This window comes from Chitinimonas prasina, assembly GCF_030160395.1.
GTDB classification, from domain to species: Bacteria; Pseudomonadota; Gammaproteobacteria; order Burkholderiales; family Chitinimonadaceae; genus Chitinimonas; species Chitinimonas prasina.
The window spans coordinates 1,295,542-1,316,946 of sequence record NZ_BSOG01000002.1 but is presented as its reverse complement, the minus strand read 5'-3'; the positions used below and the strand labels follow the sequence as shown (position 1 = coordinate 1,316,946).

General features: G+C 59.3%; 15 protein-coding genes and 2 rRNA genes. 10 read left to right on the top strand and 7 right to left on the bottom strand.

Translation table 11 applies throughout. From position 1 onward, the window contains the following. Positions 1-121: 121 nt before the first annotated feature. The 3 genes from QQK16_RS13065 to QQK16_RS13055 all read left to right on the top strand — a co-directional run bounded on the left by QQK16_RS13065 (position 122) and on the right by QQK16_RS13055 (position 4,246). Positions 122-3,002, top strand: a 23S ribosomal RNA gene (locus QQK16_RS13065). A 149-nt stretch (positions 3,003-3,151) separates the two neighbouring features. Next, a 5S ribosomal RNA gene (rrf, locus tag QQK16_RS13060) occupies positions 3,152-3,265 on the top strand. A gap of 243 nt (positions 3,266-3,508) precedes the next feature. Further along, positions 3,509-4,246: a substrate-binding periplasmic protein gene (locus QQK16_RS13055; RefSeq protein ID WP_284196908.1), complete on the top strand. Its 738-nt coding sequence runs from the start codon at positions 3,509-3,511 to the stop codon at positions 4,244-4,246. A gap of 208 nt (positions 4,247-4,454) precedes the next feature. Here the strand turns inward: QQK16_RS13055 and QQK16_RS13050 are convergent, their stop codons facing one another. Further along, positions 4,455-5,624, bottom strand: a complete 1,170-nt coding sequence (locus QQK16_RS13050; protein WP_284196907.1) for a sterol desaturase/SRPBCC family protein — start codon at positions 5,622-5,624, stop codon at positions 4,455-4,457. 84 nt (positions 5,625-5,708) lie between these two features. Between QQK16_RS13050 and bsrA the strand changes: the two genes are divergently transcribed. Both bsrA and QQK16_RS13040 read left to right on the top strand, forming a co-directional pair. Continuing rightward, positions 5,709-6,641: a LysR family transcriptional regulator BsrA gene (gene bsrA / locus QQK16_RS13045; RefSeq protein ID WP_284196906.1), complete on the top strand. Its 933-nt coding sequence runs from the start codon at positions 5,709-5,711 to the stop codon at positions 6,639-6,641. A gap of 184 nt (positions 6,642-6,825) precedes the next feature. Then, a complete protein-coding gene (locus QQK16_RS13040) occupies positions 6,826-8,421 on the top strand; it encodes a lectin-like protein (RefSeq protein WP_284196905.1) in 1,596 nt (531 codons plus the stop codon). Between the two features lie 81 nt (positions 8,422-8,502). Here QQK16_RS13040 and QQK16_RS13035 read toward each other — a convergent pair whose 3' ends face one another. The 5 genes from QQK16_RS13035 to QQK16_RS13015 form a co-directional block, all read right to left on the bottom strand. Continuing rightward, positions 8,503-9,276, bottom strand: a complete 774-nt coding sequence (locus QQK16_RS13035) for an SDR family oxidoreductase (RefSeq protein ID WP_308447020.1) — start codon at positions 9,274-9,276, stop codon at positions 8,503-8,505. Positions 9,277-9,313: 37 nt separating this feature from the next. Next, positions 9,314-10,594 (bottom strand): serine--tRNA ligase, encoded by a 1,281-nt coding sequence (gene serS / locus QQK16_RS13030; protein ID WP_284196904.1) that lies wholly within the window; start codon positions 10,592-10,594, stop codon positions 9,314-9,316. A gap of 159 nt (positions 10,595-10,753) precedes the next feature. Further along, positions 10,754-12,070: a replication-associated recombination protein A gene (locus QQK16_RS13025; protein WP_284196903.1), complete on the bottom strand. Its 1,317-nt coding sequence runs from the start codon at positions 12,068-12,070 to the stop codon at positions 10,754-10,756. Positions 12,071-12,230: 160 nt separating this feature from the next. Further along, positions 12,231-12,830, bottom strand: a complete 600-nt coding sequence (gene lolA / locus QQK16_RS13020; protein WP_284196902.1) for an outer membrane lipoprotein chaperone LolA — start codon at positions 12,828-12,830, stop codon at positions 12,231-12,233. A gap of 144 nt (positions 12,831-12,974) precedes the next feature. After that, the gene (locus QQK16_RS13015) at positions 12,975-13,646 is read right to left on the bottom strand and encodes an OmpA family protein (protein WP_284196901.1); all 672 of its coding nucleotides are present in this window, start codon (positions 13,644-13,646) and stop codon (positions 12,975-12,977) included. 190 nt (positions 13,647-13,836) lie between these two features. Here QQK16_RS13015 and gyrA point away from each other — a divergent pair, with 190 nt between their 5' ends. The 4 genes from gyrA (at position 13,837) to serC (ending at position 18,892) form a co-directional block, all read left to right on the top strand. Continuing rightward, entirely contained in the window at positions 13,837-16,455 is a 2,619-nt protein-coding gene (gyrA, locus tag QQK16_RS13010) for a DNA gyrase subunit A (protein ID WP_308447019.1), read from the top strand. A 44-nt stretch (positions 16,456-16,499) separates the two neighbouring features. Continuing rightward, the gene (locus QQK16_RS13005) at positions 16,500-17,021 is read left to right on the top strand and encodes a PaaI family thioesterase (protein ID WP_284196900.1); all 522 of its coding nucleotides are present in this window, start codon (positions 16,500-16,502) and stop codon (positions 17,019-17,021) included. Between the two features lie 2 nt (positions 17,022-17,023). After that, entirely contained in the window at positions 17,024-17,455 is a 432-nt protein-coding gene (locus tag QQK16_RS13000; protein WP_284196899.1) for a PaaI family thioesterase, read from the top strand. Between the two features lie 348 nt (positions 17,456-17,803). Further along, positions 17,804-18,892 (top strand): 3-phosphoserine/phosphohydroxythreonine transaminase, encoded by a 1,089-nt coding sequence (gene serC / locus QQK16_RS12995; protein WP_284196898.1) that lies wholly within the window; start codon positions 17,804-17,806, stop codon positions 18,890-18,892. Between the two features lie 103 nt (positions 18,893-18,995). Here serC and QQK16_RS12990 read toward each other — a convergent pair whose 3' ends face one another. Further along, positions 18,996-19,970, bottom strand: coding sequence for a GlxA family transcriptional regulator (locus QQK16_RS12990; protein WP_284196897.1), 975 nt, complete (start codon positions 19,968-19,970; stop codon positions 18,996-18,998). A 229-nt stretch (positions 19,971-20,199) separates the two neighbouring features. Between QQK16_RS12990 and QQK16_RS12985 the strand changes: the two genes are divergently transcribed. Beyond that, positions 20,200-21,402: an MFS transporter gene (locus tag QQK16_RS12985; protein WP_284196896.1), complete on the top strand. Its 1,203-nt coding sequence runs from the start codon at positions 20,200-20,202 to the stop codon at positions 21,400-21,402. The last annotated feature ends 3 nt before the right edge of the window (positions 21,403-21,405 follow it).

The following is a 21,405-nucleotide window of genomic DNA, read 5'->3' as shown; positions in this document are numbered from 1 at the left end:
ATTGTATCGATCGAAAGCCAGCACAGTCAGCGCTGGTGGACGATAACGCAAACACCTGTAATCAGAAACCGAGACTGGTCGACCGCAAGGAAGAACAGGACTCAGGCTTCTTCGGTTATAGGGTCAAGCGAATAAGTGCATCTGGTGGATGCCTTGGCGATGATAGGCGATGAAGGACGTGTAAGCCTGCGAAAAGCTTCGGGGAGCTGGCAATTAAGCTTTGATCCGGAGATGTCCGAATGGGGAAACCCACCCGCAAGGGTATCCCAGACTGAATACATAGGTCTGAGGAAGCGAACTCAGCGAACTGAAACATCTAAGTAGCTGAAGGAAAAGAAATCAACCGAGATTCCGTAAGTAGTGGCGAGCGAACGCGGAAGAGCCTGTACGTGATAGTCGATTGTTTAATAGAACGGAATGGAAAGTCCGGCCATAGTGGGTGATAGCCCCGTATATGAAAAGCAATCGGTGGTACTAAGCGTACGACAAGTAGGGCGGGACACGAGAAATCCTGTCTGAAGATGGGGGGACCATCCTCCAAGGCTAAATACTCATCATCGACCGATAGTGAACCAGTACCGTGAGGGAAAGGCGAAAAGAACCGCGGGAGCGGAGTGAAATAGAACCTGAAACCGGATGCATACAAACAGTGGGAGCCTCTTCGTGGGGTGACTGCGTACCTTTTGTATAATGGGTCAGCGACTTACATTCAGTAGCAAGCTTAACCGAGTAGGGGAGGCGTAGCGAAAGCGAGTCCGAATAGGGCGTTCAGTTGCTGGGTGTAGACCCGAAACCAAGTGATCTATCCATGGCCAGGTTGAAGGTGGGGTAACACCCACTGGAGGACCGAACCCACTAGTGTTGCAAAACTAGGGGATGAGCTGTGGATAGGGGTGAAAGGCTAAACAAACTTGGAAATAGCTGGTTCTCCTCGAAAACTATTTAGGTAGTGCCTCAAGTATCACTGACGGGGGTAAAGCACTGTTATGGCTAGGGGGTCATCGCGACTTACCAAACCATGGCAAACTCAGAATACCGTCAAGTGCGAGCTTGGGAGACAGACATCGGGTGCTAACGTCCGGTGTCGAAAGGGAAACAACCCAGACCCTCAGCTAAGGTCCCAAATGCATAGTTAAGTGGAAAACGAAGTGGGAAGGCATAGACAGCCAGGATGTTGGCTTAGAAGCAGCCATCATTTAAAGAAAGCGTAATAGCTCACTGGTCGAGTCGTCCTGCGCGGAAGATGTAACGGGGCTCAAACTATGAACCGAAGCTAGGGATATGCGTAAGCATATGGTAGAGGAGCGTTCCGTAGGCCTGCGAAGGTGTGGTGTGAACCATGCTGGAGGTATCGGAAGTGCGAATGCTGACATGAGTAGCGATAAACAGGGTGAAAGTCCCTGTCGCCGAAAACCCAAGGTTTCCTGCGCAACGTTCATCGGCGCAGGGTGAGTCGGCCCCTAAGGCGAGGCTGAAAAGCGTAGTCGATGGGAAACGGGTTAATATTCCCGTACCTTTCTGTAATGCGATGTGGGGACGGAGAAAGCTAGGCCAGCCGGGTGTTGGAAGTCCCGGTTTAAGCGTGTAGGCGTGTTTCGTAGGCAAATCCGCGAGACTAAGCTGAGGCGTGATGACGAGTCTGCTTGCAGACGAAGTGGTTGATGCTCTGCTTCCAGGAAAAGCCGCTAAGCTTCAGTTACAGAAAGACCGTACCGCAAACCGACACAGGTGGGTAGGATGAGAATTCTAAGGCGCTTGAGAGAACTCGGGTGAAGGAACTCGGCAAATTGACACCGTAACTTCGGGAGAAGGTGTGCCCCGGTAGGTTGTAGCCTGTACAGGTGAAGGCCGATGGGGTTGCAGTGAAAAGGTGGCTGCGACTGTTTATTAAAAACACAGCACTGTGCCAACACGAAAGTGGACGTATACGGTGTGACGCCTGCCCGGTGCCGGAAGGTTAATTGATGGGGTGCAAGCTCTTGATCGAAGCCCCGGTAAACGGCGGCCGTAACTATAACGGTCCTAAGGTAGCGAAATTCCTTGTCGGGTAAGTTCCGACCCGCACGAATGGCGTAACGATGGCCACACTGTCTCCACCCGAGACTCAGCGAAGTTGAAATGTTTGTGAAGATGCAATCTCCCCGCTGCTAGACGGAAAGACCCCGTGCACCTTTACTGTAGCTTTGCATTGGACTTTGAAGTGGTTTGTGTAGGATAGGTGGGAGGCTTTGAAGCAGGGACGCTAGTTTCTGTGGAGCCGACGTTGAAATACCACCCTGACCCCTTTGAGGTTCTAACCTAGGTCCATTATCTGGATCGGGGACCGTGCATGGTAGGCAGTTTGACTGGGGCGGTCTCCTCCCAAAGTGTAACGGAGGAGCTCGAAGGTATCCTAGGTACGGTCGGAAATCGTACTGATAGTGCAATGGCATAAGGATGCTTAACTGCGAGACTGACAAGTCGAGCAGGTGCGAAAGCAGGACATAGTGATCCGGTGGTTCTGTATGGAAGGGCCATCGCTCAACGGATAAAAGGTACGCCGGGGATAACAGGCTGATTCCTCCCAAGAGTTCACATCGACGGGGGAGTTTGGCACCTCGATGTCGGCTCATCACATCCTGGGGCTGTAGCCGGTCCCAAGGGTATGGCTGTTCGCCATTTAAAGTGGTACGTGAGCTGGGTTTAAAACGTCGTGAGACAGTTTGGTCCCTATCTGCAGTGGGCGTTGGAAGTTTGAAGGGGGCTGCTCCTAGTACGAGAGGACCGGAGTGGACGAACCTCTGGTGTACCGGTTATGACGCCAGTCGTATCGCCGGGTAGCTAAGTTCGGAAGAGATAACCGCTGAAAGCATCTAAGCGGGAAACTTGCCTTAAGATGAGACTTCCCTGGGACTTCGAGTCCCCTGAAGGGTCGTTCAAGACCAGGACGTTGATAGGTCAGGTGTGGAAGCGCAGTAATGCGTTAAGCTAACTGATACTAATTGCCCGTGAGGCTTGATCCTATAACCCAAGAGGCCTGAGGCCAGGGTTTGCGGACGATCAACCCAAATGATTTGGTTACTTCTTCTATCGATGATTGGCTCTGTGGCGTAGCTGCGGAGCGGATCATGAAATTCGATGCATCGAGAGATCGGTGTATCAGCCAGTTTTGCTTGGCGGCCATAGCGCCTTGGACCCACGCCTTCCCATCTCGAACAGGACCGTGAAACGAGGCAGCGCCGATGATAGTGCGGACTACCCGTGTGAAAGTAGGTCACCGCCAGGCTCCCCATAAAAGCCCCAGACTCACCAGAGTCTGGGGCTTTTGCTTTGCGGGTTTGGGATTGCGATTGGCAGCTGCGTAGGCAAATGCAATCCGCGCTGTACTTGCTATGCTTTGTGAGTCGATAGCGTTGCAGGTGTGGCGCTGGTGGCGTTACTGGCGGGGATGGGTAATCTCTGTTTGAGCGGTTATGTTATGTCGCTAGGCATGGGGTGTGGCCCGCCTATCTGTTCCTACAAGGAGACCATGATGGGTTTGATCCGGTATGGGCTGTTACTGAGCCTAGTGGCGCCAGCAATGGCAGAAGAGGCCTTGAAGGCCTACAACACCTATCAGTCACAGCCTTTTGTGGTGGGGCAAGGTGGCCTGGCAGCAGATGTGGTGGCTTACCTGAATGGCAAGTTGAAGGGGAAGTATCAGTTCACGCTCAGTACCGTGCCCCGTGAGCGCCTGAATAGTACGGTGATTAATGACCCCAAGTTCAAAGGGGTGGTGTTGTTCATGAGCCCGCAATTTGTAGGGGATGCGGACAAGACACGCTTCAGATGGTCTGCCGTACTCATGGAAGATGCCAACGGAGTACTCTCGCATCCTTCGAAAAAGATTGAATACGTCAATCCAGATACGCTGAAGGGCAAACGCTTTGCCGGCATACTGGGTAACAAGTACGCTGGCCTGGAGGAGCGCTTCGGCAAGGATATCGATCGTGACGACGTGGCTACCGAACTGGCTAATCTGCAGAAGGTTGCCTCTGGGCGCTCGGATGTAACCATCATGTCGCAGTCCATTTACCGCTACCTCATCAAACACAATGGACTTGATGGCAAACTGCATGTTTCTGCTACGCCGCACATTAGCTTTAGCCGGCATATCTTTGCAGCCAAGGCTGAAGACAAGCTGGTGATGGCGCTGGACGAAGTCATGGCCGCGAGCAAAACAGACCCGGCCTGGAAGGCGCTATTGGCCAAGTACAGCCTCAACTGACTGAGTGGCCGTATGCGGGTGCTGGATCCAAAGGAAGGCATGATGTCCAGGGTCGAGGCTCAAGCGTTTGCTGCGGGCTGTGCCCAAGCAGCTGGAAGGTAGTTGACCAGGTGACTTGGGCCCATATCCTGCCAGGCCAATCGCCATACCACGCTGCGCTGCCTGGCTGATTGCGGGAGGGGACGATGGCCTCTCGATTTGGGCGTGCTTAGGCTTGCTCTATACAGTGCTTGAGCTGTTGCAGGGATAGCCGCGATTCCCGTTCCACCCGCCTTCTTGCAATCAGGTAGTTGTACAGCCGCCAACCGAGGCCCGGCAGTCGGTAGTCTAGTTTGCGTTCAAATACGGTGCGAGTAGGGTCGCCATGAACTGGTGAGCAGTCATAAGCCAGATGCAGCGTCAAGCCATGGTCACCTTGGGCCTCGGCAGACCAATGCTCGCCAGGCTGGTGAGCGATTACCTGCCAGTTGAGTTTGCCTCGTCGGCCTCCGGCATTAATGTCCTCATTGAAATGACAGCCAGCGGTCAAGGGGCCTGGTGCCGCATATACCGCCAGCGAGGACGGGTGCCATTGCGGCCATGCCGTGGCCGTCGAGGCATAGTTGAGCACCGCCATGGGCGAGGCAGCGACATCGATGGTGTGTCGCATCCGAGTCAGGCCTGGCACGATAGCCGCGCCTTGTTGGTCTTCCCGGTAGAGACTGCCATAGAGCCAATCCATCAAGGGAAACACGATATTCAGGTTGTGATCGCGCATCAGCCCGTGGCGATGGTGTAGTGCGTGCAGCTGGCGCATTGTGCGGATGCCGGGCAGGCGGGCCAGCGCATGGCTATCGGGCAGATGCTCGCAAGCATGGGCAAACTCATAGAGCAGATAGCTCCCCATCAGCATGCCTGCGAACAAGGCGGCAAAGTTGGCGCTGAGAGCTTGCAGCAGTACCCAGGCCGGTAGTGCCAGGCCGGCGCTGACCAGCACGATCAGCCAGGGTGGGAACAGGATCACTCGCCAGTCATGTGGGCCGTCGGGCTGCATTGCATGTTCGGCGAAGAAACTGTGGTGGTCGCCGGTATGGCGTTTGTAGAAGAGTCTGCCTAGCCGTGTCTTGTGGTGACCAAGGCGGCGGTGGATGGTGTATTCGCCCCAGTTGGCGAACAGTAGTGCCACAGGCAGTGCCAGCCAATCTAGCAGTCGCAGCGGCACCTCAATACGACTCCAGAAGAAAGCCATGCACGCCAGACCATAGGCGAGCACGAAGCCGCCATGTAGCCAAGGGTTGTAGTGTGGCGAGATGGTTGCCCGATACCGCGTACGGAAGTCGGCTACATCATGATCGAGGTGGCTGGGATAGATAGCGCTGGCTGATGGCTGCGGAAGCATTGCTGGCATCCTCTGGTGTGATGATGCCTAGACTAGCTGCGGTAAAATTATCTTTCTAATGGATATTTGTGCCTATCATTATTCATGAACGTGAAATTGCATCAGCTGGATTTGAACCTGCTCCGTGTGTTTGATGCACTGGTGTTAGAGCGAAACCTGACGCGTGCGGCGCTGCGGCTGCACATGAGCCAGCCTGCGGTCAGCAATGCCTTGGCACGGTTACGCCTGCAGCTGGGGGAGCCGTTGTTCGTGCGCACCGCCCGTGGCATGACACCGACGCCCACCGCCCAGTCGCTGCATGGGCCTATACGTGCGGCGCTGAAACTGCTGCAGGATAGTCTGGCACCGCCGCCCGCTTTCGACCCTGCCAAGGCCGAACAGGGTTTTGCGCTGTCCATGAATGACTATGCCCAGTTCGCCTTGCTACCGCGCTTGTGGGCGCGCGTTCGTACCCAGGCGCCAGGTGTGCGCCTGGTGGTGCAGCCTGATGTGGCTGATGAGTTGCCGGTGCGTCTGGCCGCGGGCAACTTGGATCTGGCAATTGATTACCTGCATTTTGATGAGCCCGAGCTGGCTTATGTGCCCTTGCTTGAGGAGCAGCTGGTGGTGATCGCCCGGCGCGATCACCCTACACTGGCAAGTGCTAGCCTGGATATGGCCGCTTACGAGGCAGCCGAGCATGTGACGATACCCGCCAGGGCCGGCCGTGGCTCGCCGCTGGAAATCGTGCTGGGATCGGCCAAGGTCCGACGCCGCGTGGCACTCCATGTTCCCTTTTACATGAGCATACCGGCCGTGGTGGCGGACTCAGAATTGCTGGGTACCATGCCGTTACGCTTGGCTCAGCATTTCGCCACTTATCTGCCGATTACGCTACATCCGCTGCCGATGTCGGTGCCGCCAGTGCAGGTCAGCCTGATCTGGCACCGGAGCCGAGATGCGGATAGCGGCCTGCACTGGCTGCGTAGGCAGGTTACCGAAACGGTTGCGGTATTGGTTGACGAGAGGGGCGAGTGAGGCTGGCCTGACTTAAACCAACCCGCCTCCACGGAAATTGGGGCGGTTCCGGTCTAAGTATTTATCTATCGAAAATCCATTCTCCATAATTTATCCACAATCTCTCCCTAATCTGCTGCCGTCAGCCGCAGTCGTGGCTGGTGCAATGCGACGTCATAAAGACACACAGACAAAGGAGAGAACAATGAAGAGGAAACTGTTGCAACTGAGCCTGGCCGGTTTGATCGCGGCGGGGCTGGGTGGTGGCTCGGCCTGGGCTGATGGCATCGGTGATTTCCAGCAGAGCTGGAGCGGCAAGGCACTGTCGTTGCAGCGCTCGCTGGAGGTTTACACGCCCCTGGCGGACAACAGCATGATGGGCACCCACAACAGCTTCAACTCCTCTGTTTATGAGGCGTGCGATCTCAAGGTGGGGTGCCGCTACCAGGACCCGCAGCAAAAGCACTCGATCTACGACCAGTTGCGCATGGGGGCACGATTTATCGAGATGGATGCGCACTGGACCACCAAGATGGAAAGCCTGATCAGCTACCCCAAGCGCTTGCTGCTGTGCCATAACGGCGGCAAGGGGGTGTGCAGTGTCAACGACAAATACCTGACCGAGGGCCTGGATGAGCTGAAGAATTGGCTCAACAGCAGTGACAGCGATAACCAGGTGGTGATTCTCTATATTGAGGATCATATGAATGGGCACCATCAGGATGCCTATAACCAGGTCAACCAGCGCATAGGCAACTGGGTCTACACCAGCAATGGCTGCGCGGCGATACCGGCTAGCCTGACCAAGGCCCAGGTGATGGCGGCGGGCAAGAAGGTGCTGATCTTCAGCGGCAAGAGCTGCAGCAGCAACGGATCTTGGGCCAATATGGTCTACACCGGCCTGGGTGATGTTGGCCGTGTGTGGGAAGACAGGACCATTGTGGGCTCCTTGAACAGCTATGTCAGCGGCGGCAGTGTGGATCACCTCAATGCCAGCGAAGTGAGCACGGCACTACGGGAGGGGGCCAATATCGTGGCGCTGGACAATATGGTGACCACCGATGGCCGCTTGGCCGCGGGCGTGTGGAGCTGGTCGGAGGGCGAGCCCAATAACAACGGCGGCAACCAGGATTGCGCGGTGCAATTTGGCAGTGGCCGCTGGGATGACCGTGCCTGCAGCAACAGCTTGCCCTATGCCTGCCAGAACAGCACCGCCGGTTGGGTGGTGACCCGCGCCGCAGGCGCATTTGCTGGGGGTCAGGCTGCCTGTCAGGTCGAATATGGCAGTGGCGCCAATTTCCGGGTGCCTGCCAATGCGCTGGACAACCAGAAGCTGAAGCTTGCCAGGGTGGCTGCGGGCCATGAGGCAGTGTGGCTCAACCATGACGACCAGGTGGACGAAGGCGACTGGCGGGTCAATGGCCTCAGTGGCTCCAACCCGGCGGGCCTGGGCAGCGAAGTGCTAGTTGCGGCAGGCGGCCTGACGCTGCGGGCCAATCAATCCATCAGTACCCGTCGGCGCCAATTGGTGATGCAGGGCGATGGTAATCTGGTGTTGTATCGTCTGGATCGTGGCGTAGTGGTGGGCGATGCGCTGTGGGCCAGCTCAACCCAGGGCAGCGGCAACTATGCCGTGTTCCAGCACGACGGCAACCTGGTTGTGTACAGCAGCGCCAACAAGGCCAAATGGGATAGCAGTACCCACGGCAGTGGTACGCGGCTGGCGTTGCAGTCCGACGGCAACCTGGTGATCTATGACGGCGCTGGCAGGGCCAAGTGGGATAGCAAAACCAACCGCTGACCGCGTGGTGCAGCGACAGCCCCTGTCTTTCTGGCAGGGGCTGTTTTTTTGACTGCGGATTATTGGCCAGTGCTGCGACAGCTATCGGCCGCCGCTGACCTCGATAAAACTGCCGGTGGTGTAGGAGGCAGCGTCGGATAGCAGCCAGAGTATGGCCTCGGCCACCTCAGTGGCCTGGCCGCCACGCTGCATGGGGATTTGCGGGGTGAGCCGGTCCACCCGGCCTGGCTCGCCGCCATCAGCATGCATGTCGGTATAGATAAAACCAGGGCGCACGGCATTGACCCGTATGCCCTCGGCGGCGACCTCGCGTGCCAGGCCTAATGTCAGGGTGTCGATTGCCCCCTTGCTGGCTGCGTAGTCTATGTATTCGTTGGCCGAACCCAAGCGGGCTGCTGCCGACGATACATTGACGATGGCGCCACCCTTGCCACCGTGGCGAGTGGACAGGCGTTTGACTGCCTCCCGCGCGCACAACAGGCTGCCGATGACATTGGTGGCAAAGACCCGCTGCAGGCGGTCAGCCCCCATCTGCTCCAGCCGCATCTGGGTTTCCAGCCTGGCGGCGTTGTTGACCAGGCCGCGCAAGGGCCCCAGCGTTTGTTCTGCCTGCTGGAACAGACGCAGCACATCGGCCTCTTGTTCGATATCGGCCTGGATGGCTTGTGCCTCGCCCCCTGCTGCGCGTATCTGCGCAACAAGCGCTTCGGCCGCTGCCTGCTGGCGCAGGTAGTTCACCGCTACGGCGTAGCCGTGGCGAGCGGCCAGCAGGGCGGTGGCTGCGCCTATGCCCCGGCTGGCGCCGGTGATGATGACGGTTTCGCCCATGCGTTTCCTTGCTGTCAGTGCAGGCATGAAAAACGGCCCCGCAGGGCCGTTGGTCTTGGCTGTATCAGGCCAGCTTATCCACGCCGCCCATATAGGGGCGCAGCACCTGCGGTATGGTTACCGTGCCGTCGGCGTTCTGGTAGTTCTCCAGCACGGCAACCAGGGTACGGCCTACTGCCAGACCCGAGCCGTTGAGGGTATGCACGAGCTCGTTCTTGCCCGCTTCGTTCTTGACGCGGGTCTGCATGCGGCGCGCCTGAAAGGCTTCGCAGTTCGACACCGAGCTGATCTCGCGATAGGTGTTCTGAGCCGGCAGCCAGACTTCCAGATCGTAGGTCTTGGTGGCGCCAAAACCCATGTCACCGGTACACAGGGTGACGACGCGGTAGGGTAACTCGAGCTTTTGCAGGATAGCCTCGGCATGGCCGCGCATCTGCTCCAGCGCCTGGTACGACTGCTCGGGCGCCACGATCTGTACCATCTCCACCTTGTCGAACTGATGCTGGCGGATCAGGCCACGGGTATCGCGGCCGTAGCTGCCGGCTTCCGAACGGAAGCAAGGCGAGTGGGCAGTGAGCCTGATGGGCAGTTCATCGGCCTTCAGCACGCTGTCGCGCACGGTATTGGTCAGCGAAATCTCCGAGGTCGAGATCAGGTACTGAGTCTGGCCGTCTTCGCCACCACGCTCAACGCGGAACATATCGTCGGCAAACTTGGGCAGCTGGCCGGTGCCAAACAGGACTTCCGGATTGACGATGTAGGGGGTGTAGACCTCGGTATAGCCATGCGCTTCGGTCTGGGTGTCGATCATGAACTGCGCCAGCGCACGGTGCAGCTTGGCGATCTGGCCCTTGAGCACGGTAAATCGTGCCCCCGACAGCTTGGCGCCGGTCTCGAAATCCAGGCCCAGCGGCGTACCGATATCCACATGGTCTTTGACTTCAAAGTCAAAGGCACGCGGGGTGCCCCAGCGCAGCAGCTCCACGTTGCCGCTTTCATCCTTACCCACAGGTACCGACTCGTGCGGCAGGTTGGGGATGTGCAGCAACATGTCGTTGAGCTTGTCCTGCAGCGCCGCCAGGCTTTGCTCGGCCGCTTTCAGCTCGTCGCCCAGATTGGCCACGCTGGCCATGATGGGGGCGACATCCTCGCCGCGCGACTTGGCTTGGCCTATGGCCTTCGATTTGGCATTGCGCTCGGCCTGCAGGTCTTGGGTGCGGGTCTGCAGGGCCTTGCGCTCGTGTTCCAGGGCAGCAAAGGCGGCGGTATCGAGCGCGAAGCCGCGCTGGGCCAGGCGTGCTGCGACGCCGTCGAGATCGTTACGGAGTTGTTGTATGTCTAGCATGACGAGCCTGTTCTGTATTCGGTATGCACTAAACGGCAAATAGCGGGTTTGGGGCGGATTCTAACCGCCAGCGCGCCGGGCATGAATGATTTTCAACGCTTTACATGGCCGGACGGCCAGAAAGACAGGACAGCGTGGCATCTGGCATACGCCAGGCGCTTACACGCCGTCCTTGCTAGATCGCGCCGCTTGATCGAGCTGGCGCAGGTGTGCCAGCTTCTCACTGATCTTGGCTTCCAGGCCCCGCGCCACGGGCTGATACCAACCGGGTTCGGCCATGCCGTCCGGCAGGTAGCGCTCGCCTGCGGCGTAGCCATCATCCTCGTTGTGGGCGTAGCGGTACTCGGCACCGTAGCCCAGTTGCTTCATCAGCTTGGTCGGCGCATTGCGCAGGTGTTCCGGCACGGGCTGTGATTGATCCTTGCCCACAAAGGCGCGGGCGGCCTTATAGGCCATGTAGCCGGCGTTGCTCTTGGGGGCCACGGCCAGGTAGATCACCGCCTGGGCGAGCGCCAGCTCACCCTCGGGCGAACCGAGTCGCTCATAGGTGTCTGCTGCCTGCAGGGTGATCTGTGCTGCGCGTGGATCGGCCAAGCCGATGTCCTCCCATGCCATGCGTATGATGCGGCGGGCCAGGTAGCGTGGGTCGGTGCCGCCATCCAGCATGCGGCAGAACCAGTACAGGGCACCGTCCGGGTTCGAGCCCCGCACCGATTTGTGCAGTGCGGAGATCTGATCGTAAAAAGCATCGCCGCCTTTGTCAAAGCGTCGTGTGTTCAGGCTCAGGGCATTCTGCAGAAACTCGCCGTCGATCTGGCTGACACCCGCTGTGCTGGCCGCCGTATCGGTCTGCTCCAACAGATTGAGCAGTCGGCGTGCGTCACCGTCGGCGTAGCCCACCAGCGTAGCCAGCGCAGTGTCGTCAAACTGCAGATGGCCAAGCGACTTGCTTTGCGCACGTGCCACCAGTAGACGCAATTCGGCTTCGGTCAGGGCTTTTAGTACATAAACCTGAGCGCGTGACAGCAGGGCCGAATTGACCTCGAACGAGGGATTCTCGGTAGTGGCGCCGATAAAGGTGATCAGGCCGGACTCTACAAACGGGAGGAAAGCATCTTGCTGGCTTTTGTTGAAGCGATGGACTTCATCGACAAACAAGATGGTGGGCCGGCCACGTTGCAGGTAGCGCTCGGCCTCGTCCATGGCCGCCCGTATGTCCTTTACCCCGGAGAAAACCGCCGACAGCGGAATGAATTCGGCGTCAAAACCCGAGGCCATCAACCTTGCCAAGGTGGTTTTCCCTACCCCTGGCGGGCCCCACAGGATCATGGAGTGTGGCTTGCCTGCCTCAAATGCGAGCCGCAGCGGCTTGCCGGCGCCCAGCAGATGGGTCTGGCCTATCACCTCTGCCAGGGTGGCTGGCCGTAAGGATTCGGCGAGGGGAGGGCGCGGGGTCTGGGTAAACAGGTCTGACATGGGTGCTGCTTGGTTTCCTGATGAGGTAGGGGCCGGTTCGAAACGCGATCTGCCGTGTTTAGCCGGGCGCTATGGCCTCAACCAGCTATCGACATCGTCTGCGCTCGCCACCAGCACTTTCTGGTGTCGTGGCGGTTGCGCGAGGCCATGCCGGGTTTGATCAATCAGCCGCCACCACATCGGCGCCCTTGGGCGGCACGAAGTTGAAGCGGCTGGCGTCCAGCTTGGGGTTACGGCTGATATTGCTGAAGCGTATCAGGGTAGTCTGGCCAAAGCTGTCAGCCAGCTCCATGGCCATGGGTTGGGCATCCTTGAAGCCCATGCGTACCTTCTCGAAGCCGCTGTCGCGGTTCTTGGGCGTGGCTTCTATCCATTCCAGCCCGTCGCGGCTACCCATATCGGTCAGCTTGTAGGATTTTTCGAGGTCGTTGCTGCCAGCCAGCAGGGCGGCCGGGCTGTCGCCCAGGGCTTGGTCCAGGCGTTTGCGGGTAACCTGGTTGAGGTCGGGGTCGTAGATCCACAGCTGCTTGCCATCACCGACGACGCGCTGCTCATAAGGCTTGACGTAGTTCCAGTCAAAGCGACCAGGCCGCTGGATGGCCATGGTGCCGCTGGCTTGCTGCTGCTTGCCGCTTTTCTGGCTGACAGTTTGCTGGAAGCTGGCGGTAAAGGCCTGGGTCTGGGACAAAAAGCCCTTGAGCTGTTCCAGGCCACCGGCGAAGGCGGGCAGGGTCAGCAATAGCAGTAGTAAGGGGCGCATGGGTGGCCTGATGGCGAGCTGATAACAGGCTGCCAGTCTACCACGGGTGCCTGAACCGGCCTTGAATGCCCCTGTTGGCAGCGCTGCGCCGGAAAAGACAAAGCCCCGCACGAGGCGGGGCTTGGCGCTACAGTAGGCGAAGGCTTACTGTTGAACGGTCGCGTAGATTTCGACTTCCACGCGGCGGTCAGGTGCGTAGCACTCAACCAGCTTCTTCTTGTTCTTCAGCACCTTCTTGCAATCTTCAGGCTGGGTAACCGGGCTGGATTCGCCCTTGCCTTCGGAGGTGATCATGCCTTCAGGAATACCCTTTTCAACCAGGTGGGCACGGGCGGCAGCAGCGCGCTCTTCCGACAGCTTCTGGTTGTATGCATCCTTGCCGATGCGGTCGGTGTGACCCACGACGTTGATGCGGGTCTTGCTGGCATCGTACTTGCGCTCAAGCAGCACGCCGGCAACAGCGTCCAGTGCCTGCTTGCCTTCGTCCTTCAGGGTGGCCTTGTTCAGATCGAACAGGGCGGCGGCGTTCAGGGTCAGGCTTTCCATCTTCACCGGCACGGCGGGCTTGGGGGCCTCAACCACAGGTGCTACGGGTGCCGGAGCCGGGGCGACCACTTCCTTCTTGGGCATCAGATCGGCATCGCACTCTTCGATGGCCTTGTCCTTGCTCCAGGAGCTGGTGCGCCAGCACTCGCCATAGTTGTTCTTTACAACGGCGGCACGCGGGTCGGTGGCATAGCCATCCTTGCCAGCGTAAGCCGAAACGGCGATTGCGCTCATGGCGAGGGCGACCAGGGTACGCTTCATCTTCTGCATAGTTATTCTCCGTTAAGACAGGATGGAATTTAGCGACGGTCATACGAACCGAACCGACGTCGGGGCCGAGTTTACTTGACGCTGCAAGCGCGCCGCAATCAGGAGAATATGACAATTGACGCCAAATTGGAGACGGATAGCTGCGCGTGGTAAAATTTTCGCTTAATTCGCCCGCCCTAGACGCCCAAAAATGACCGATTTGCAACAATTTGCCAAAGAAACCATCCCGGTAAGCCTCGAAGAGGAAATGCGTCGCTCCTATCTCGACTACGCCATGAGCGTTATCGTGGGGCGGGCGTTGCCCGATGTGAGGGATGGCCTCAAGCCTGTACACCGCCGCGTGCTGTTCGCCATGCAGGAGGCCAACAACGTCTGGAACCGGCCTTATGTGAAGTGCGCCCGTATCGTCGGTGACGTCATGGGTAAGTATCACCCGCACGGCGATACGGCCATTTACGACACCCTGGTGCGTATGGCCCAGGACTTCTCGCTACGCTACACGCTGGTGGATGGCCAGGGTAATTTCGGCTCCATTGATGGCGACAACGCGGCGGCCATGCGTTACACCGAGTGCCGCATGGAGAAGATCTCGGTCGAACTGATGGCCGATATCGACAAGGAAACCGTCGACTTCGTCCCCAACTATGACGGCAAGGAGCTTGAGCCCTCGGTTCTGCCCACCCGTTTGCCCAACTTGCTGGTCAACGGCTCCACCGGTATTGCCGTGGGTATGGCCACCAATATCCCGCCGCATAACCTGGGCGAGGTGATCAACGGTGCGCTGGCGCTGCTGCGTAACAGCGACATGAGCATAGACGAGCTGATCGATCTGATCCCGGCACCGGATTTCCCCACCGCTGGCATTATTTACGGTATTGCCGGGGTGCGTGAAGGCTATCGCACCGGCCGTGGCCGTGTGGTGATGCGCGCCCGTACCCACATCGAGGAAGTCAGCCGCGACAAGCAGGCCATCATTGTCGACGAGCTGCCTTACCAGGTGAACAAGAAGACCCTGATCGAAAAGATTGCGGACCTGGTACGCAATAAGCAGATCGAGGGGATTTCCGACCTGCGCGATGAATCCGACAAATCGGGCATGCGTATCTATATCGAACTCAAGCGCAACGAGATGCCCGAGGTGGTGCTGAACCACCTCTACAAGCAGACCGAGCTGCAATCGAGCTTTGGCATGAATATGGTGGCCTTGGTCGATGGTCAGCCGCGCCTGCTGAACCTGAAGCAGATACTGGAAGCCTTCCTGCGCCACCGCCGTGAAGTGGTGACCCGCCGTACTGTGTACGAGCTGAAGAAGGCCCGCGAGCGTGCCCATACCCTGGAGGGCCTGGCTGTTGCGCTGTCCAATGTGGACGAGGTGATAGCACTGATCAAGGCCGCTGCTACGCCGCCAGAAGCCAAGGTTGCGCTGATGAGCCGCGAGTGGCGCTCCACTTTGGTGGAAGAACTGCTCTCCCGCGTTGCCAGCGACGAGGCAAGGCCAGAATGGCTGTCGGCCGAGTTTGGCCTGAAGGCCAATGGCTATCGCCTGTCCGAGGCCCAGGCCCAGGCCATCCTGGACATGCGCCTGCAGCGCCTGACTGGCCTGGAGCAGGACAAGCTGGAAGCCGAATACCGCGAGATCATGGAAAAGATCGTCGACCTGCTCGATATCCTGGCCAAGTCCGAACGGATTACCGACATCATTGCCAATGAGCTGACCGAGCTGAAGACCCAGTTTGGTGACGGCCGTAAGTCCGAGATCGTGCCGTTTGGCGAGGATATCAGCCTGGAAGACCTGATCACACCGCAAGAAATGGTAGTGACCCTGTCGCATACAGGCTACATGAAGGCCCAGCCGCTGGACGAATATCGCGCCCAGAAGCGCGGTGGCCGTGGCAAGCAGGCGACGGCGACCAAGGACGATGATTTCATCGATAACCTGTTCGTGGCCAATACCCACGACTATGTGTTGTGCTTCTCCTCGCTGGGCCGGGTTTACTGGCTCAAGGTCTACGAAGTGCCGCAAGGTGGCCGTGCCTCGCGCGGGCGCCCCATCGTCAACCTGCTGCCGCTACAGGATGGCGAGAAGATCAATGCCATCCTGCCGGTGAAGGCCTTTACCGACGACCATTACGTGTTCATGGCTACCCAGTGCGGTACCGTGAAGAAGACACCGCTGTCGGCCTTCTCCAACCCGCGCAAGCTGGGCATCATTGCCGTCAACCTCGACGAGGGTGATCAGCTGGTTGGGGTGGCCATTACCTCGGGCAGCCATCAGGTCATGCTGTTCTCCGATGGCGGCAAGGCCGTGCGTTTCGACGAGGATGATGTACGCCCGATGGGCCGTGATACCCGTGGTGTGCGTGGCATGTCGCTGGCGGAGGATCAGAAGGTGATCTCCCTGCTGGTGGCCGATTCGGAAGACTGGCAAGTGCTGACAGCCAGCGACGGCGGCTATGGCAAGCGCACGGCGATTGCCGAGTTCCGCCATACCAGCCGTGGTACCCAGGGTGTGATCGCCATGGACCTGACCGAAAAAACCGGCTTCAAGCTGGTGGCGGCCAGCCTGGTTACCGAGACCGACGGCCTGATGCTGATTACCACTGGCGGCGTGCTGATACGCACCTCGGTGGCCGAAGTACGCGAGACCGGCCGCAGCGCCCAAGGTGTGCGCCTGATCAATCTGGACGAGGGCGAGAAGCTCTCGGGCATTGAAAAAGTAGTAGAAACAGAAGAAGAAGCCGAAGAAGAAGGCATGGAGGATCTGGGTACAGACGTGGGTGGCGAAACCGCTGCCGGCGACGAGGCCTGATCTTGTAATCGGGGTGCCGCGAGGGCGGGTGATGGCTATGCTTGATGCAAGGCCAGCCCGCCGTGCCCACCCTGTGGAGCTTTCTGATGCAAAACCTGCCCCTGCCGGTACTCAATCCGGCATTGTTCGAGGATGTGGCCAACTGGTTCTGCCAGATACCGCACTCGGCTACCATAGGCCTTGAATTCGTCATGGGCGAACGGGGCCATGCGACCTTGCGAGTGCCCTATAACACCGCTCTGGTGGGTAACCCGCGCTCGGGCGTATTGCACGGCGGGGTGATGACTTCGCTGATCGATACTACCAGTGCGCTGTCGGTGTTCTCCATGCTCAACGAGCGTGAAGCCATTGCCACCCTGGACTTGCGCATCGACTACCTGCGCGGCGCCACGCCGGGCCAGCCAGTGTACTGCACGGCCGAATGCTACCGCCTGGGCCGGCAGATCGCCTTTACCCGCGCTACGGCTTACCAGGAAGGCAACGACCAGCCCATCGCCCATGGTGTGGCAACGTTTATGCGTGAATCCAGCCAGGCCCAACTGGGCAGCAAGAAGGAAGGGGCCTGACCATGGTGCAACTGGAAATCCTGCATGCCGCCAAGGAAAGCGGTAACTACGACAGCATCATCGACCAGATACCCTATGCCAAGCTGCTGGGTGTGGTGATGCGTGAAGAAAACGGCCAGCCCTTGTTTGAATTGCCCTTCAGCGACCACAATATCGGCAATGTGCACCTGCCGGCACTGCATGGCGGCGCCATAGGCGGCTTTATGGAAAACGCCGCGCTGCTGCATCTGGTCTGGGCGCGCGAGTCGGCCGAAGTGCCACGCACCATTGATTTCTCGCTGGACTTCCTGCGCTCGGGCAAGGCCCAGAGCCTGTATGCCCGCTGCGATATCACCAAGCAGGGCAAGCGCGTTGCCAATGTGCGCATGACGGCCTGGCAGGAAGATGAAAGCAAGCCGGTAGCAGTAGCGCGTGCGCATTTTCTGTTGTCGTAGCGCTTGTGATGAAAGCCAGTCACTGGCGGGTGATGACGGACTGAATAGACCCCAGGGCGGCCTGATACCACAGGCTTGTCCCTGATGAAGTCCACGCCCGGGCCGTGGCGCCGAGACGGAAGCTCAGGTTGCACGGTGCGTGGAAGGTTCTCGGGGGTGGATGGGCGCTAGGCCGCTACCCCGCAAGGTGATGTGCTGTACCCGGGAATGACCGCTTCTGCGTGATGGAGGCCTTGTGCCACACCGCGATGAGGCCGGATTTCCTGGCCGTGTCCGATAGCCTGCCCGACGGTTAAACTCGCTTGCCTTTGGGTAGTCTGAATATGGTCCCCACTTTCTGGAGCATTCATGTCCCCTGTCTTCAATTTCAGCGCCGGTCCTGCCGTTTTGCCACGTGAAGTCCTGCTCGAAGTGCAGGGAGAGCTGCTCAGTTGGCACGGTAGCGGCATGTCGGTGATGGAGATGAGCCACCGAGGCAAGGAATTCATGCAGATCGCGGCCGAGGCCGAGGAAGACCTGCGTGCGGTCATGGGTATCCCCGCCAACTACAAGGTGCTGTTCCTGCAGGGCGGGGCCACCACCCAGTTCGCCATGGTGCCGATGAATCTGATACGTGGCCACGCCAGCATCGATTTTGTCGACACCGGCCATTGGTCCAAGCTGGCCATGAAGGAAGCACGCAAGTTCGGGGTGAGCACCCATGTGGTCGCCAGTGCCGAAGACCGTGGCTACTGCTACGTGCCGGCACAGGATGGCTGGCAGCGCGACCCGCAGGCCGCCTATCTGCACTACACCTCCAACGAGACCTTGGGCGGTGTGGAATTTCCCTTCATTCCTGATAGCGATGGTGTGCCGCTGGTCTGCGACATGTCGTCCAACTTCCTGTCGCGGCCGACTGATGTCAGCCGCTTCGGGCTGATCTATGGCGGTGCCCAGAAGAACATTGGCCCAGCCGGCCTGACCATCGTCATTGTGCGCGAAGACTTGCTGGGGCAGACCGTACCAGGCACCCCCACCATGTTTGATTACAAGATCCAGGCTGAGGGCGATTCGATGTACAACACGCCCCCCACCTTCGCCATCTATGTGGCGGGCCTGGTGTTCAAGTGGATGCAGCGCCAGGGCGGGCTCAAGGCCATAGAGCAGCGCAATATCGAAAAGGCGGCGCTACTGTACGAAACCATCGATACCTCGAATGGCTTCTACCACTGCCCGGTGGAAAAGGCCTATCGCTCACGCATGAATGTGCCGTTCAAGCTGGCAGAAGAACGGCTGGATGAGGACTTCATCAAGGAGGCACGCGCCCGCAACCTGCTGCAGCTCAAGGGCCATCGCTCGACCGGCGGCATGCGCGCCAGCATCTACAACGCCATGCCGCTGGAAGGCGTGAAAGCGCTGACGGCTTTCATGCAGGACTTTGCCCGGCATCACGGTTGAACGAGTGTAAGTCACCCCCAACAACAAAGCCGGCATTGCCGGCTTTGTTGTTGGGGGGCGTCGAGAGGACAGCTCCATAGGCTGTGATTCCTTGAACAGGTTCTCAGGCGAGATTGCGCGTAAACCGCTCCCGATAAGCCTGCGGTGCGACACCAAACTGGCGCATGAAGGCCCGACGCAGGGCTTGTTCGTCGCCGAAGCCACAGAGGGCCGCGATGGTCTTGATGGGCTGCGGGCTGGCTGCGAGCGCCTGGCTGGCGGCTTCCAGCCGCATGGCGGCGACAGCCTTGGCGGGGGAGAGGCCAACTTTTTCGCTGTAGTGGCGAGCGAAGCTGCGGGGGCTCATGCCGGCGCGGCGTGCCAGGCTGGGAACGCTCAGATCGGCCTGCAGATTGGCCGCCATCCAGCCATGCAGGTCGGCCAGGCGGCCATCCAGTGTCTGGATACGCAGCGGTGTGCTGAACTGCGATTGCCCACCGGGACGCTTGAGGAAAACCACCAGCCTTTGCGCCACCTGCATGGCGGCCTGATGGCCCAGGTCGGCTTCCAGCAAGGCCAGGGCCAGGTCTATGCCGGAGGACACGCCGGCCGCTGTCCAGAACTTGCCGTCCTGTACGAACAAGGCGTTCTCCTCCAGCCGTATGGTGGCATCCAGCTTGAGCAAGGCCTCGCCTGCCAGCCAATGGGTGGTTGCCCGGCGGCCCGAGAGCAAGCCGGTGGCGGCCAGCGTAAAGGCGCCGGTACAGGTGGAGCAGATGCGGCGTATCTGCGGGGCGTGCATACTGATCCAGTCGACCATGGCTTGCGGTGCAAACGGGACATAGCCCGCGCCGCCACCGGGCAATATCAAGGTGTCGACCTCGTCCAGCGAGATCTCGCTGATCGCGGTGGTATCCAGCCCCACCCCGGCCGATGTGGTGATGAGGCCACCTTTGAGCGAGGCGACGCTGATTCGGTAGGGCGGGGCATCGGGATGGATGCGATTGGGTTGCGACAGGACTTCCAGCGGGCCGGTGATGTCGAGCAGATTCATCCTGTCGCACAGCAGGAAGAGTATGTGGCGTGGCGGGCGTGGCATGCTGACGACTCCCGGAGGACAAGGCGGATTTCGCTGCGCTCAAGATTTTGAACAGGCTCTAAATTTCTACCATCTTGCCGCGAGCCTGCGTGGCATGAATGCCAATCTACCATCACTTTCTGCCAAACAGCTGGGCCAGGCTGCTGTGATGGTGCATTTGCGCTGCGCTGTCTCTTGGCGAGCCGGCGGCTTAGGCGCACATTGCAGCCATTCCAACGGGAGTCATACCATGTTCAATGGCACCGCCCGCCGGGTGCTGATCTGCGCCGGCATCATCGTCTCCCTCTCCATGGGCATACGCCATGGCTTTGGTTTCTTTCTGCAGCCCATCACCCAGGATTTTGGCTGGAACCGCGAGGTGTTTGCACTGGCGTTGGGTTTGCAGAACCTGGTCTGGGGGGCGGCCCAACCATTCACCGGCGCCCTGGCCGACCGCTATGGGGCCACGCGGGTGCTGGTGGTGGGCGCCTTGCTCTATGCCGCAGGGCTGGCCTTGATGACGGTATCGAGCAGTGGCTGGATGTTCTCTGGTTCTGCCGGTGTGTTGTTGGGGTTGGCTTTGTCGGGCTCGACCTATAGCATCGTCTTTGGGGTGATTGGTCGCGCCGTACCCGAGTCGCAGCGCTCGCAGGCCATGGGCATCGCCTCGGCTGCCGGTAGTTTTGGCCAGTTCATGATGGTGCCGGTGGAGCAGCAGCTGATCTCCGGCCTGGGCTGGATGCCGACCTTGCTGATCCTGTCGGCCATGTCGCTGCTGATCATCCCAGCCGCCAGGGGCTTGAAGGAAGTTGCGCCTGAGGCAGGGCATGGAACCGGGCAAAGCGTTTGGGCGGCCGCGCGGGAGGCTTTTCGCTACCCTAGTTTCCAGATGCTGATGGCAGGGTATTTTGTCTGTGGTTTCCAGGTGGTGTTCATCGGCGTGCATCTGCCGGCCTATCTGAAGGATTTTGGCCTGCCGGGGAGTGTGGCGGCGGTCGCGCTGGCCTTGATCGGCTTATTCAATGTGTTTGGCACCTATACCGCTGGCCAGTTGGGCGCGCGTTTCGGTAAAAAGTATCTGCTGTCGATGATCTATCTTGCGCGGGCGGTGGCTATCTCGGTGTTCCTGCTGGCGCCGCTGACGGCCTGGAGCGTCTGGCTATTTGCCGCCGTCATCGGTTTTCTGTGGCTCTCCACCGTACCGCTGACCAATGGCGTGATTGCCACCATCTTTGGCGTCAAGCACCTGGGGATGCTGTCTGGCTTTGTCTTCTTCTCGCACCAGATAGGCAGCTTCCTTGGTGTGTGGCTGGGAGGCTGGCTGTATGACCACACTGGCTCCTACAACGTGGTGTGGTACATCTCTATCGGCCTTGGCATCGGTGCGGCCCTGATCAACTGGCCCATACGCGAGCAGGCCATAGGCCGGCCGGCGGCCATGGCCGCCACATGAGAC